Annotated in this window: 14 protein-coding genes and 1 riboswitch; of the genes, 5 read left to right on the forward strand and 9 right to left on the reverse strand. The window is 74.2% G+C overall.

What is annotated here, in order from left to right:
• Positions 1-31 precede the first annotated feature (31 nt).
• From M8C11_RS14775 to M8C11_RS14790, 4 genes are all read right to left on the reverse strand, one after another.
• Positions 32-1,060 (reverse strand): hypothetical protein, encoded by a 1,029-nt coding sequence (locus tag M8C11_RS14775; protein WP_121684419.1) that lies wholly within the window; start codon positions 1,058-1,060, stop codon positions 32-34.
• A gap of 3 nt (positions 1,061-1,063) precedes the next feature.
• A riboswitch (cyclic di-AMP (ydaO/yuaA leader) is annotated at positions 1,064-1,195 on the reverse strand.
• 154 nt (positions 1,196-1,349) lie between these two features.
• The gene (locus M8C11_RS14780) at positions 1,350-2,624 is read right to left on the reverse strand and encodes a YibE/F family protein (protein ID WP_252449940.1); all 1,275 of its coding nucleotides are present in this window, start codon (positions 2,622-2,624) and stop codon (positions 1,350-1,352) included.
• A 164-nt stretch (positions 2,625-2,788) separates the two neighbouring features.
• Positions 2,789-2,998, reverse strand: coding sequence for an SHOCT domain-containing protein (locus tag M8C11_RS14785; protein WP_121684421.1), 210 nt, complete (start codon positions 2,996-2,998; stop codon positions 2,789-2,791).
• A gap of 124 nt (positions 2,999-3,122) precedes the next feature.
• The gene (locus M8C11_RS14790; RefSeq protein WP_013283780.1) at positions 3,123-3,422 is read right to left on the reverse strand and encodes a metal-sensitive transcriptional regulator; all 300 of its coding nucleotides are present in this window, start codon (positions 3,420-3,422) and stop codon (positions 3,123-3,125) included.
• Between the two features lie 80 nt (positions 3,423-3,502).
• On the opposite strand from M8C11_RS14790, the gene M8C11_RS14795 reads away from it, so the two are divergent.
• The 4 genes from M8C11_RS14795 (at position 3,503) to M8C11_RS14810 (ending at position 7,231) form a co-directional block, all read left to right on the forward strand.
• Entirely contained in the window at positions 3,503-3,709 is a 207-nt protein-coding gene (locus M8C11_RS14795) for a heavy-metal-associated domain-containing protein (RefSeq protein WP_120571952.1), read from the forward strand.
• A gap of 36 nt (positions 3,710-3,745) precedes the next feature.
• On the forward strand, positions 3,746-4,717 hold the full coding sequence (locus M8C11_RS14800) for a DUF748 domain-containing protein (RefSeq protein WP_252449941.1): 972 nt from the start codon (positions 3,746-3,748) through the stop codon (positions 4,715-4,717).
• 17 nt (positions 4,718-4,734) lie between these two features.
• Complete coding sequence (locus tag M8C11_RS14805) at positions 4,735-6,990, forward strand: cation-translocating P-type ATPase (protein ID WP_252449942.1); 2,256 nt, start codon at positions 4,735-4,737, stop codon at positions 6,988-6,990.
• A 67-nt stretch (positions 6,991-7,057) separates the two neighbouring features.
• Positions 7,058-7,231 carry a CsbD family protein gene (locus M8C11_RS14810; RefSeq protein ID WP_091416163.1) on the forward strand — a complete coding sequence of 58 codons (174 nt, stop codon included), beginning with the start codon at positions 7,058-7,060 and terminating at the stop codon, positions 7,229-7,231.
• Positions 7,232-7,298: 67 nt separating this feature from the next.
• Here M8C11_RS14810 and M8C11_RS14815 read toward each other — a convergent pair whose 3' ends face one another.
• The 3 genes from M8C11_RS14815 to M8C11_RS14825 all read right to left on the reverse strand — a co-directional run bounded on the left by M8C11_RS14815 (position 7,299) and on the right by M8C11_RS14825 (position 10,196).
• Positions 7,299-8,549: an RNA polymerase sigma factor gene (locus M8C11_RS14815; protein WP_252449943.1), complete on the reverse strand. Its 1,251-nt coding sequence runs from the start codon at positions 8,547-8,549 to the stop codon at positions 7,299-7,301.
• The gene (locus M8C11_RS14820) at positions 8,546-8,905 is read right to left on the reverse strand and encodes a YciI family protein (RefSeq protein WP_233585707.1); all 360 of its coding nucleotides are present in this window, start codon (positions 8,903-8,905) and stop codon (positions 8,546-8,548) included. Before M8C11_RS14820 ends, M8C11_RS14815 begins: the two co-directional genes overlap by 4 nt.
• A gap of 100 nt (positions 8,906-9,005) precedes the next feature.
• Positions 9,006-10,196: a DUF2786 domain-containing protein gene (locus tag M8C11_RS14825; protein ID WP_252449944.1), complete on the reverse strand. Its 1,191-nt coding sequence runs from the start codon at positions 10,194-10,196 to the stop codon at positions 9,006-9,008.
• 204 nt (positions 10,197-10,400) lie between these two features.
• On the opposite strand from M8C11_RS14825, the gene M8C11_RS14830 reads away from it, so the two are divergent.
• Positions 10,401-11,183 carry a DUF3152 domain-containing protein gene (locus M8C11_RS14830; RefSeq protein ID WP_252449945.1) on the forward strand — a complete coding sequence of 261 codons (783 nt, stop codon included), beginning with the start codon at positions 10,401-10,403 and terminating at the stop codon, positions 11,181-11,183.
• Positions 11,184-11,225: 42 nt separating this feature from the next.
• On the opposite strand, the gene M8C11_RS14835 is transcribed toward M8C11_RS14830, so the two are convergent.
• A complete protein-coding gene (locus tag M8C11_RS14835) occupies positions 11,226-11,651 on the reverse strand; it encodes an ATP-binding protein (protein ID WP_252449946.1) in 426 nt (141 codons plus the stop codon).
• Between the two features lie 38 nt (positions 11,652-11,689).
• On the reverse strand, positions 11,690-12,445 hold the full coding sequence (locus tag M8C11_RS14840; RefSeq protein WP_252449947.1) for a cyclopropane-fatty-acyl-phospholipid synthase family protein: 756 nt from the start codon (positions 12,443-12,445) through the stop codon (positions 11,690-11,692).
• Positions 12,446-12,515: the final 70 nt, after the last annotated feature.

Raw genomic sequence — 12,515 nt, forward strand, 5'->3', positions numbered from 1 at the left:
CCCGAGGGCGGCCCCTTTCACCGTGTCCGGGTCAGAGCAGCGACATGTGGACGTGGTCGGTGTGGTTCGACGGTCCGCTGTACGAACTCCAGCCGGTGGCCGGGAACCAGATCTGCCGGTTCCAGATGACGTAGTAGATGCCCAGCCGGTCGGCGTTGCGGATGAGGAACGCGGCGACCTCGTTGCCGTACCGGCGGGTGTCGTTGTTGTGCCAGGGCGCGAACCCGCTGTTCTGGAGCGACCAGTCGCACGCCTTGCCCTTGGGGTGCTCCCACGGCCCGCCGGGCCGGTAGCAGCCCACGAAGCGCTTGAAGCCCGCGCGGCGGACCTCCTTGTACGCGTGCAGCGTGCGCGGAGTGACGCAGCCCGACGTGGTCGGGTCGTCCTCGCTGCACGACTCGGCCTTCCAGCCGCCGTCGGCCGTGCGGCCGGGGGCGATCTTGGCGACCGGTGAGGTGGCGGAGACCAGGCCGCCGGTGAAGCCGAGACCGCCGACGAGCTTCAGCGCGCGCTCGGCCTGCACCTTCTCGCGCTCCATCGCGTTCTTCTGCTTCTCCTGCTCGCGCACCTCGGCGTCGAGCGCGATCTTGGCCTGCTCGGCGCGGGTCTTGACCGCGTTGATGGCGGCCAGGCGCTGCGCGTTGAGGAGGTTCAGCTCGTCCAGGGCGTTGACCCGGCGGACGAACGAGTCGGGCGAGTTGCTCTCCAGCAGCATCGCCATCGCGCCCATCCGGCCGGTCCGGTAGGACTGGGCGGCGAGCTGGTTGACCTGCGGGCTGAGCGCGTCGAGTTCGGCCTGTGCCGTCTTCACCTCGGCCGCCAGCCGCCGCTGGCGGTCCTGCGACTTGGCGAGCTTCGCCTTGGCCTGGAGGAAGTTCCGGTTGGCGGCGTCGATCGCCTCGGTGATGAGCGGCGGTTCGCCGTCCTCCTCGTGTCCCGAGGGGGTGCCGGGGGCCGCCGCGGTGGGGGCCGCGGTCGCCGGGGCCGGCCCGGCCAGCACGGCCAGCGAGGTCAGCACGGCCACCACGGGTGTCAGCCAGCGGCGCAGGGGTGCCGTCACAGTGTTCCCTTCCGTCGGCCGCCGACCGGGTTAGCTGACGGGTTCGGGACGGAAGTGGCCCCTACCGCTGTCGCGGATTCACCCCATGTACCTGGTTCCCCGGCTCGCCCGCGGGCGATTGGGCGGCGGCACCGCTGGCGCCGGTGCGCGCCTTCGGCGGTGACCGGCAGCGAGGTTACCTGACAGCACTCCTGAGGATCTACGTCCGGAAGCCGACCAATAGCGAGATTTCGCCGTGGCGCACCGTGACCAGCGTCGCGTTTGAAATCGATGGTCACGCTGCGGAGTGTCACCATGCGGCCTCCGTACTCTTCCCGCCGCCGAGCGCCTCCAGCGCGTCGTCCCGTCCGGCCGGCGGCCGGGCCGCGGGTGGCGCCGGTTCCGCGCCGCGCGAGCGCCGTCCGGCGGTGGTCACTACCGCGGCCAGTCCGGTCGTCAGCGGTACGGCGGCGATCAGGCCGAGCGTGGCCACCGCGCTGCGGACGATCTCCTGGGCGAGGAACTCGCTCGTGAGGATCTCGCTCACCGGGCGGGAGTCGGCGACCAGCAGGAGCAGCAGCGGCAGCGAGGCGCCCGCGTACGCCAGCACGATGGTGTTGACGGTGGACGCGATGTGGGCCCGGCCGACCCGGGTCGCGGCCCGGTAGAGCTGCCGCCGGGACAGCCCGGGGTTGGCGTGCGCCAGTTCGGTGACGGTGGCCGCCTGGGTGACCGTGACGTCGTCCAGGACGCCCAGCGAGCCGATGATGATGCCGGCCAGCAGCAGCCCGTGCAGGTCCACGTCGCCCTGGAACATGGACAGCGTGGTGGCGTCCTCGCTGCCGAATCCGGTCAGGTGGGTGGCGGACGTGGCGAGCAGGCCGAGCACGCCGGTGACCACCAGGCTGCCGAGCGTGCCGAGCACCGCCACCGACGTCTGGGCGGTGATGCCGTGGGTCAGGTAGAGCACCACGAACATGATCAACGCGGCGCCCACGATCGCCACCAGCAGCGGAGGCTGGCCGGCGCCGATGCCCGGCAGCACGAAGCCGAGCAGGATGGCGAAGCTGGCCACCAGGCCGCCGAGCGCGGCGAGACCGCGCCAGCGGCCGAACGCCACGATCGCGGCGGCGAAGAGCACCATCAGCCAGATCAGTGGCGTGCCGCGCTGGTGTTCGGCGATGTTGTAGGACTTCACCGCCGGGTCGGCCGGGTCGGTCAGCTCGACCAGGACGACCTCGTCGCCGACCGCGACCCGGGGTGCGCCCGGCCCGGCCGGGATCGGCGTCTCGACCTGCCGGCCCGCGTCCGGGCCCTGCTCGACGGTCACCGTCACCGTGCCGCAGGGGCCACCTGCGCCGTCCGGGGACTCCGGGGTCGGCGGGCAGGGTTCGGTGACCACCCGGGTCACGGTGCCGTGGTAGCGGGGGACGTCCGCGCCGCCGACCGGCTCCCGGTCCTGCCGGGGCCAGAGCACCAGCGCTGCGATCACGGTGATCACGAACAGCGGCACCACGACGGCGACGAGCAGCCGTCGTACGCCCGGCGGCGCGGCGGGTGCGGGGTGGGTGTGGTCGGCACCCATGGCGTCTCTCCCAACGGTCGCGGCGACGCCTGGTCCGCCGGACCGGTCTGGTCACCCGGCCGGCGTGGACGTGTCGACCACGTCCGGGTCGTCGCCCGGCCATGGTAGGCAACCCGGCCGGGCGCTTCCGGGCACCGTGACCGGTGACGCGCGCTCCGCGCGGATCAGCCCAGGCCGGCCCGGCGTCGCCGGTACTCGTCCTCGTCGATCTCGCCGCGGGCGTACCGCTCGTCCAGGATGCGCCGGGCCGTCGTCGGGCCCAGGTACTGCGGGCCGGTCCACCGCACGGCCGCCCAGACGAGCCCCGCCAGCACCGCGAGCACCAGCAGGGACCAGATCCACATCCAGCCCATCATCGGGCTCTGCCACATCATCGGGCCGCCCTCCGTCCGTCGCCGCGGGTCCGCCGGTCCGGCCTGCCCGCCACTTCGACGGTACGACCGGCACGACGCGTCGGCGCGGGTCGATGTGCCCCGCTCCGAGGGCCGGAGGTCCCGCTCAGCCGCGCTTCATCAGGCGGCCGACGGCGGCCATCATCTCGGTGGCCATCTCGTCGGCCCGGCCCTCGGCGGCGCCCTCGTGCATGCAGTGCCGGGCGTGGCCGTCGAGCAGGCCCAGGCCGACCTTGTCCAGCGCCGCCTGGATGGCCGAGATCTGGGTCAGCACGTCGATGCAGTATCGGTCGTCCTCGACCATCTTCTCGATGCCACGGACCTGGCCCTCGATCCGGCGGAGCCGGGCGAGGAGTTGGTCCTTGCTGGCGGTGTAGCCCCGGGTCGGGCTGGACGGCGCGGTCATGAAACCGAGGATAGCGTACCCCTCGGGGGTATGCTAACGTTCCGAACGTACCCCTGGGGGGTATCAGATCGGAGGGCGACATGGAGACCACCTACCAGGTGAGCGGCATGACCTGCGGGCACTGCGTCAACTCGGTGAGCACCGAGCTGAGCGCACTGCCCGGCGTCACCGACGTCCAGGTCGACCTGGCCAGCGGCCGGGTCACCGTCACCAGTCAGAACCCGCTGGACGCGGACGCGGTCCGCGCGGCGGTCGACGAGGCCGGCTACGACCTCGTCGGTGCGTGACGGGTCCGACGGACCCGTAGAAACCGAGGAGACACCATGAACACGGCGACGAAGCTCAGCGGCTTCGCCCTCGGCCTCGTGGCGGTGTTCGGCGCGGCGTACGGGATCGGCAACCTGGCCGATCCCGTCGCCCCGGCCGCCGAGACCCGCCACGACGACAGCGACAGCGACCACGGGGCCGGCGACACCGGCCACGGTGACGAGAGCGGCGCCTCCGCGCACCTGCCCGGCGGGCTGCTCGTCTCCGAACGCGGCTACACGTTCCAGCCCGCCACCGCCCCGGCCGGGCAGTTCGCCTTCCGGATCACCGGCCCGGACGGCGCGCCGGTCACCCGCTTCGAGGTGGCCCACGACAAGCGCATGCACCTGATCGTCGCCCGACGGGACCTGTCCGGGTTCCGGCACGTCCACCCGGAGATGACCGGCGACGGCACCTGGCGGGTCGCCTCGCCGCTCGGAGGCCCCGGCGTCTGGCGGGCCTTCGCCGACTTCACCCCCGAAGGCGGCGAGCCGCTGACCCTCGGCCTGGACGTCACGGTCCCCGGCGAGCTGACCGCCCGGCCGCTGCCGGCACCGGTGACCAGCACCACAGTCGACGGCTACACGGTCACGCTGACCGGAACGCCGGAGCCGGGCCGCACCAGCCGGCTCACGCTCTCCGTCAGCCGCGACGGGCGGCCGGTCACCGACCTTCAGCCCTACCTCGGCGCGTACGGGCACCTGGTGGCGCTGCGGCAGGGCGACCTGGCGTACCTGCACGTGCACCCAGAGGGGACGCCCGGCGACGGGCGCACCCCCGCCGGTCCGGCGATCACGTTCGCGGCCGAGGTGCCCTCCGCCGGGGCGTACCGTCTCTACCTGGACTTCCGGCACGGCGACGCGGTGCACACCGCCGAGTTCACCGTCCTGGCCGGCGACCGGACCGCGCCCGCGCCCGCCGCGCCGGCATCCACCACCGCACCGACCCCGGACGCCGGACACGGCACCCCGGGGCACGGGCACAGTTGAGCGCCGGAGGTGCCGCGATGACTGCCACGGGAAAGGCGCTGCCCACCGCGCCGAACCTGATCGAACTGGCGATCGGCGGGATGACCTGCGCGTCCTGCGCCGCCCGGATCGAGAAGAAGCTCAACCGGATGGACGGCGTCGAGGCGACCGTTAACTACGCCACCGAGAAGGCCACCGTCCGGTACGCCGACGACATCGCGCCGGCCGACCTGATCGCCACCGTCGAGAAGACCGGCTACACCGCTGTGGTGCCGCCTCCGCCCGAGCAGGCGGAGGCCGCCACGGCCGGGGAGCCGGTGGACGAGCTGCGCACCGCGCGTACCCGGCTCTGGGTCTCCGCCGTGCTCACCCTGCCGGTGATCGTGCTCGCCATGGTTCCGGCCTGGCAGTTCGACTACTGGCAGTGGGCCTCGCTCACGCTGGCCGCCCCGGTGGTGGTCTGGGGCGGGCTGCCGTTCCACCGCGCCGCGCTGGTCAACCTGCGGCACGGCGCCGCGACCATGGACACGCTCGTCTCGCTCGGCACGCTGGCCGCGTTCGGCTGGTCGCTCTGGGCCCTGTTCCTCGGCACCGCCGGCATGCCCGGGATGACGCACGCGTTCAGCTTCGCCATCACCCGCGGCGACGGCGCCGGCAACATCTACCTGGAGGCCGCCGCCGGGGTGACCGTGTTCATCCTGGCCGGGCGGTACTTCGAGGCCCGCTCCAAGCGCACCGCCGGTTCGGCGCTGCGCGCCCTGCTCGAACTCGGCGCCAAGGACGTGGCGGTGCTGCGCGACGGGCAGGAGACCCGGATCCCGGTCGGCCGGCTCGCGGTCGGTGACCGGTTCGTGGTCCGGCCCGGCGAGAAGGTCGCCACCGACGGCGTGGTCGAGGAGGGCACGTCGGCGGTCGACGCCAGCATGCTCACCGGCGAGTCGGTGCCGGTCGAGGTGGGGCCCGGCGACGCAGTGGTCGGCGCGACGGTGAACGCCGGCGGCCGGCTGGTGGTCCGGGCCACCCGGGTCGGCGGCGACACCCAGCTCGCCCAGATGGCGCGGCTGGTGGAGCAGGCGCAGACCGGCAAGGCGGCGGTGCAACGGCTCGCCGACCGGATCTCCGGCGTGTTCGTGCCGATCGTGATCGCGCTGGCCGCGGGCACGCTCGGCTGGTGGCTCGGCACCGGCTCCGGGCCGACCGCCGCGTTCACCGCCGCGGTGGCCGTACTGATCATCGCCTGCCCGTGTGCGCTCGGCCTGGCCACGCCGACCGCGCTGCTCGTCGGCACCGGGCGCGGCGCGCAGCTCGGTGTGCTGATCAAGGGGCCGGAGGTGCTGGAGTCCACCCGCCGGGTCGACACAGTGGTGCTGGACAAGACCGGCACCGTCACCACCGGCCGGATGGCGCTGGCCGAGGTGCTGCCGGCCGACGGAGAGGACGCCGCCGAGCTGCTCCGGGTGGCCGGCGCGCTGGAGGCCGCCTCCGAGCACCCGATCGCGCGGGCCGTCGCCGAGGCTGCGGCCGAGGCCGGGGCGCTGCCGCCGGTCGGCGAGTTCGCCAACGCCGAGGGGCTGGGCGTGACCGGCACCGTCGACGGCCGGACCGTGGTGGTCGGCCGGGCCCGGCTGCTGCGGGAGCGGGGTCTCGACGTACCCGAGGAGGTCGTGCGGGCCGCGACCGGCGCGGAGGCCGCCGGGCGCACGGCGATCCTGGCCGGCTGGGACGGGCGGGCCCGCGGTGTGCTCGCGGTGGCCGACGCGGTGAAGCCGACCAGCCGGGCGGCGGTCGCCCGGCTGCGTGAGCTGGGCCTGAAGCCGGTGCTGCTCACCGGCGACAACACCACTGTGGCGAAGGCGGTGGCGGCCGAGGTCGGCATCGACGAAGTGATCGCGGAGGTGCTGCCCGCCGACAAGGTCGACGTGGTCGAGCGGCTCCAGCGCGAGGGCCGGGTGGTCGCCATGGTCGGCGACGGGGTGAACGACGCCGCCGCGCTGGCCCGGGCCGACCTCGGGCTGGCCATGGGCACCGGCACCGACGCGGCCATCGAGGCCGCCGACCTGACGCTAGTCCGGGGCGACCTGATGGTCGCGGCGGATGCCATCCGGCTCTCCCGTCGGACGCTGGCGATCATCAAGGGCAACCTGTTCTGGGCGTTCGCCTACAACGTCGCGGCGCTGCCGCTGGCGGCGGCCGGGCTGCTCAACCCGATGCTCGCCGGGGCGGCGATGGCGTTCTCGTCGGTCTTCGTGGTGGGCAACAGCCTGCGGCTGCGGCGCTTTCGCCCGATCGGGTGAGGGGATTGAGCCGATGGCCGACGGGGTAACCAGTTGTCGACAGGCAACCGCATCAGTGGAGGTCATCATGGGTCTGGACGACAAGATCGACAACACGTCGCAGGACACCGCGGGCAAGGTCAAGGAGGGCATCGGCCGGGCGACCGACAACGAGCGCCTCGAGGCCGAGGGCCGCAACGACCAGGCCGGCGCCAAGCTCAAGCAGGCCGGCGAGAAGATCAAGGACGCCTTCAAGAGCTGAGTACGCGACGCACACACACCCACCGGGTCGGCCCACGGGCCGGCCCGGAGTGCTGTCCAGGCGCGGGTCAGCGCGGCCGGTCACCGGCCAGGCGCGCGGCGCGTACCTCCAGGTAACGCCGTTCCGGCAGGCTCGTGGTGGCCCGCGCGGCGGCCAGGTACGCGGCCCGGGCCTCCGTACGGTCGCCGGCCAGGTCGAGCAGGTGCGCGCGGACGGCGGCCAGCCGGTGGTGGCCCGCGGTCCGGTCGTCGCCGTCGAGCGTGGCCAGCAGCGCCAGCCCGGCACGCGGGCCGTCCACCATGGCCACCGCGACGGCCTGGTTGAGCGTGACCATCGGGTTCGGCGCGACCCGCGCGAGCACCCGGTAGAGCGCGACGATCTGCCGCCAGTCGGTGTCCTCGGCGGTGGGCGCCTCCGCGTGCACCGCGGCGATCGCCGCCTGTACCTGGTACGGCCCCGGCGCCGACCAGGTGAGCGCCTCGGTCACCAGCGCCACCCCCTCGGCGGTCGCGTCCTGGTCCCACCGCCCGCGGTCCTGCTCGGCCAGCGGCACCAGCTCGCCGTCCGGCCCGGTACGGGCGGCCCGGTGCGCGTCGGTGAGCAGCATCAGCGCCAGCAACCCGGCCACCTCGCCGTCGTCCGGCAGCAACCGGCGCAGCTCCCGGGTCAGCCGGATCGCCTCCCCGGTCAGCTCGGCCCGGTGCAGCGCCTCGCCGCTGGACGCGGTGTAGCCCTCGTTGAAGATCAGATAGAGCACGCGCAGCACCGCGCCCAGCCGCTCGTCCCGGTCAGCCGGCGAGGGCAGCGTGAAACGCGCGCCGGCCGCCTCGATCCGCTGCTTCGCCCGGCGGATCCGCTGGCTCATCGTCGCCTCCGGCACCAGATACGCGCGGGCGATCTCGGCCGTGCTCAACCCGCCCACGGCACGCAGCGTGAGCGCCACCTGCCCGCTCACCGGCAACGCCGGATGACAGCAGAGGAACAGCAGCTTCAGCGTGTCGTCGGCGCTGGGCGGCTCCTCGTCGGCGGGCGGGGCGACAGCCGCGTACGCGGGCTGCCGCACCGCCACCGCCACCTCGCGTTCCCGGCGGGCGTGCTCGCTGCGCCACTCGTCGGTGAGCCGGCGCGTGGCGACGGTGACCAGCCAGGAGCGGGGATGGTCCGGCAGGCCCTGCTCCGGCCACTGCACGGCGGCGGCGAGCAGCGCCTCCTGGACGGCGTCCTCGCAGGCGTAGAACTGGCCGTGACGGCGGACCAGCACGCCGAGGACCTGCGGCGCGAGCGTGCGCAGCAGGTCCTCGAGCACAGGTGCTGTCACATCTCCGTCCCGGCCTGCTCCATCACCGCGCGCACCTCCAGCACGCCGAAACCGTGCCGGACGTCCGGCCAGCGCGCGGCGATCTCGGCGGCCCGTTCCGGGGTCTCGCAGTCGACGGTCAGGTAGCCGGCGAACTGCTCCTTGCTCTCCATGAACGGCCCGTCGGTGATCTCGACGCCGCCGGCCGCCGGGCGGGCCGTACGGGTCTGCGAGGGGTGGGCCAGCGCCTCGCCGCCGACCAGCTCGCCGGACTCGGTCAGCTCCTTCATGATCTCGTCGACCTCACCGAAGATCGCGGTGCGCTCCGCCTCGGTCAGCTCCTCCACGAAGCCGGGCCGGTTCCAGATCAGCAGCATGTACTTCACGGTGCACTCCTCGGATGCGGGCCACCGGCGGTGGCGCCTCGCAGACGGGTCGGAGCCGGTCCGCCCGATCCGACATCATCCCCCGGGAAGTTCAGCGACCCCCGCGAAGCGGACGGCGCGCCGGTCGGCCCGGGTCGAGCGAGGCCCGGTCGGCCGCGCTGGTGCCGGAGACCCAGCCCTGCTCGTCGCGCACCTGGAGCCGGTGCCGCGTGGTGCCCGGGAAGAGCTGGTCGACGCGTTCCCGGACGGCGTCCGAGCGGGCCGCGAGCACCGGCAGCAGGCGGTCGTCGTCGAGTTCCTCGGCCGCCGCCGCGCTCGCCTCCCGCAGCCGGTCGCCGATGCGCAGCGCGAACGCGTTGAGGAACGACTCGTCGTAGCCCTTCGTGCGCCGACCACCGGCCCTGCCGCGCTCACCCCGGCCGCGCAGCATCGCGGCGGTGGCCTGCACGAGCAGCGAGGTGTGCAACAGCTCGACCGCCGCCAGGTCGGCCGGGAAGCCGAGCACCGTGGCGAAGCCCAGGTCGTCGGACCACACCGACTCGCACCGGTTCGCCGCCGCCACCTCCTGGATCAGCAGCGCCTTCGCCGCCGCGTACGGGGCGTCGACACCGATCCGGACGCCGCCCGGGCCGCCGGACCGCTCGGCCCCGGCATCGAGCAGCGCCGCGTCGATGCTGTGCCGGGCCATCAGCTCCTGCGCCTTCGCGGTGAACGCCTCCGCCTCGGCCGGGTAGCCGGTCGACTCGGCCTTGGCGAGCAGCGCGCGTACCCGGTCGAGCATCCGGGAACCGCTCGGCGTCGCGGCGGCAAGCGCGGTGCCGGCCGAGCCGGGTGGCGGGCGGAGCGCCGCGACCGGCGGCAGCCCCGCCACCAGGACGACCGCGTCGACCGCGTCCCGCAGGGTGGTGATCCGGTCGCCGTCGGCCCGCCGGTCCAGCCAGCCCGCGTCGTCGTCCCAGCGGGCGCCGGCCTCGGTGAGCTGTTCGTCGAACCAGGCCGGGACCGGCGCGGGCAGGGTGCGCCGCTGCGCGGCCATCGCGTCGCGCAGCAGCCGGGCGCCGCGCGGGGTGAGCCGCCGGGTGGCGAGCCGGTCCAGGTCCGCGGGCTGCCAGCCACGCGGCCAGAGCCGGCCCACGTCCCGCGTCAGCCGGGCGAGCAGCGCCGCGTCCACGGCCGCGCCGTCGGCGACCACGAGCCCGTCGAGGGCTCGCTCGGCAGCGCGTACGTCGGTGCCGCGCGCGGTCGCGACGGCGGCGTCGAGCAGTTGCTCGGCTGGTGACACGGGTGGCTCTCCCTGGACTCCGACAGGCGGCAGGTCGTCCACCCCGGCACCGACGGTACCCGGCCGCCCGTTCAACCGTCCGGGCCCGGCGTCCGTACTCCTGGCCGGAGCGGGGCGGGGCGACGGACGGAGATCGACGTGGGCGGGCATGACCGGGGGCTGCACCGGCGACGGCGGAGGTCGCGATCAGGGCGGTTCCTGGCGGTGGTCCTGGTCGGTGCCGCGCTCGCCGCCGGCGGGTACGCCGCGCGGCATCCGGACCTGCTGGACCGCATCGAGGCCCGGCGGACCGTGCCGGCGGCGGCACCGAGCGTGCCCGCACCGGGCGTCCGCTCCACGCCGACTGCCACGCCGACGCCGGTTCCGGCGGCCGGCCGGGTGGCCCCCGGCATCGGCTACCCGGCCCGGGGCGCCGGCACCTTCCGGACCGCCGACACGGTCGGCGCGGTCGCCGGTAGCTCCGGTCAGCTGCTGCGCTACCGGGTCGCGGTCGAGGACGGCATCCGCAACGTGGACGTGGAACGCTTCGCCCGGGACGTGGCCGCCACCCTCGCCGACCGGCGCGGCTGGACCGGCGACGGCCGGTGGCGGCTGCAACGGGTGGGCCGCGACGACCGGGCCGACTTCACGGTGCTGCTCACCACGCCGGTGACGCGGGGGCGGCTGTGCGGCGACCCGAGCGACCGTTACACGTCCTGCCGCAACGGCGACCGGGTCGTGATCAACGTGGCCCGCTGGGTGTACGGGGTGCCGCACGTCAGCGATCTCTCCCGGTACCGGCAGTACCTGCTCAACCACGAGGTCGGTCACCGGCTGGGCCGCGGCCACGAGCGCTGCCCCCGCGCCGGTGGCCCGGCGCCGGTGATGGTGCAGCAGACGCTCGGCCTGCACGGCTGCACGCCGAACCCGTGGCCGCTGGTGGGCGGCGAACCGCTGGCCGGGCCGCCCGGTCAGTACGACGACCCGGTTCCGGCCGGCGACCACTGAGCCGGCCCGGCGGCCGGGCCGACACGTGGCCCGGCCGGGCCGTCACCGGGAGAACGAGGCCCAGATGTTCTTGGTCTTCTCGGTGGCGTACCAGCCCACGTCGAGCGAGACCGACTGAGCCAGGAACAGACCCCGGCCGCCCGAGTCCGTGGGACTGATGTCGGTCAGCTCCGGCACGGTGCTCACGTCGTGGTCGGCCACCTCGAGCATGAACCGGTCGTCGGTGGCGAGCAGCGTGATGATGGTGGGCGGGCGGCCGTGCCGCAGCGCGTTGCTCGCCAGTTCGGTGGCGACCAGCACGACCAGGTGCGGCACCTCGTCCAGGTCCTCACCCTGCACCAGTCCGTGCCGGTTCAGCGCCTCGCGCAGCGACGCGCGCAGGCCGCGCAGATCCTCGGGACTGTCCAGCACCCACTGTTCCAGCTCCGAGGCCTGTGGCGGCGGCGGCGAGGTGCGCAACTGTCCCATGATCTGGCTTTACCCTGCGTAGCTGTTCGTTAAGCAGATCAGCGCCGCAGCAGCGCGAAGACGCCCCACCCCAGGTACTCGCGCTGGAAGCGGACGTACCGCAGCGGATCCTCGGTCAGTTCCCGCCGCAGTTCCGGGGCCAGTTCGTCGTCCGGGTTGGCGTCGAGCCAGCGGCGCAGGTTCAGCCAGTGCGCGGCGGCGTACCGGTCCCAGCTGTCCTGATCCGCGAGGACCATCTCGACCAGGTCCCAGCCGCAGTCGCCGAACGACTCGACCAGGCCGGGCAGGTCACGGAACTCGTCGCGGGAGCGGGCGTGCGAGCCGGTGACGGCCTCGTCGTCCGGCGGGTCACGCCGCCAGTAGGGTTCGCCGACGAGCGCCATGCCGCCCGGCCGCAACGCCCGGCCGAGCAGTTCCAGCGTCCCGGGCACCCCGCCGGCGATCCAGGTCGCGCCGACGCAGGCGGCCACGTCGACCGGCCGCTCCGGGGTGTACGCCGCGGCGTCGCCGTGCACGAAACGTACCCGGTCGGCCACGCCCAGTTCGGCGGCGCGTTCCCGGGCGGCGGCGGTGAAGACGGTGCTCAGGTCGACCCCGGTGCCGGTGATCCCGTGGTCCCGGGCCCAGGTGCAGAGCAGTTCCCCCTTGCCGCTGCACAGATCCAGCAGCTCGTCGCCCGGGCGCAATCGGATCGCCCGGCCCAGTGTGGCCAGCTTGACCTCGTCGATCGGGTTGAGGACGCGTAGCTCGCCCTCGCGGATGGTGAACTGGCGCGGCAGGTCCGGTGAGGTCATCCGTGGAGGATGCCGCCGCCCGGTGACGCGGAGCAACGGAATTCCGGTCTGGGCCGGTCCGGGTGTCCTG

Source organism: Micromonospora sp. CPM1 (genome assembly GCF_023896895.1).
Lineage (GTDB): Bacteria > Actinomycetota > Actinomycetes > Mycobacteriales > Micromonosporaceae > Micromonospora > Micromonospora tulbaghiae.

Excerpts from the sequence above, each read along its gene's own strand:
- M8C11_RS14780 (WP_252449940.1), bottom strand. The coding sequence starts at position 2,624 with ATGGGTGCCGACCACACCCACCCCGCACCCGCCGCGCCGCCGGGCGTA.
- M8C11_RS14785 (WP_121684421.1), bottom strand. The coding sequence starts at position 2,998 with ATGATGTGGCAGAGCCCGATGATGGGCTGGATGTGGATCTGGTCCCTG.
- M8C11_RS14790 (WP_013283780.1), bottom strand. The coding sequence starts at position 3,422 with ATGACCGCGCCGTCCAGCCCGACCCGGGGCTACACCGCCAGCAAGGAC.
- M8C11_RS14795 (WP_120571952.1), top strand. The coding sequence starts at position 3,503 with ATGGAGACCACCTACCAGGTGAGCGGCATGACCTGCGGGCACTGCGTC.
- M8C11_RS14800 (WP_252449941.1), top strand. The coding sequence starts at position 3,746 with ATGAACACGGCGACGAAGCTCAGCGGCTTCGCCCTCGGCCTCGTGGCG.
- M8C11_RS14805 (WP_252449942.1), top strand. The coding sequence starts at position 4,735 with ATGACTGCCACGGGAAAGGCGCTGCCCACCGCGCCGAACCTGATCGAA.
- M8C11_RS14810 (WP_091416163.1), top strand. The coding sequence starts at position 7,058 with ATGGGTCTGGACGACAAGATCGACAACACGTCGCAGGACACCGCGGGC.
- M8C11_RS14820 (WP_233585707.1), bottom strand. The coding sequence starts at position 8,905 with ATGCTGCTGATCTGGAACCGGCCCGGCTTCGTGGAGGAGCTGACCGAG.
- M8C11_RS14835 (WP_252449946.1), bottom strand. The coding sequence starts at position 11,651 with ATGGGACAGTTGCGCACCTCGCCGCCGCCGCCACAGGCCTCGGAGCTG.
- M8C11_RS14840 (WP_252449947.1), bottom strand. The coding sequence starts at position 12,445 with ATGACCTCACCGGACCTGCCGCGCCAGTTCACCATCCGCGAGGGCGAG.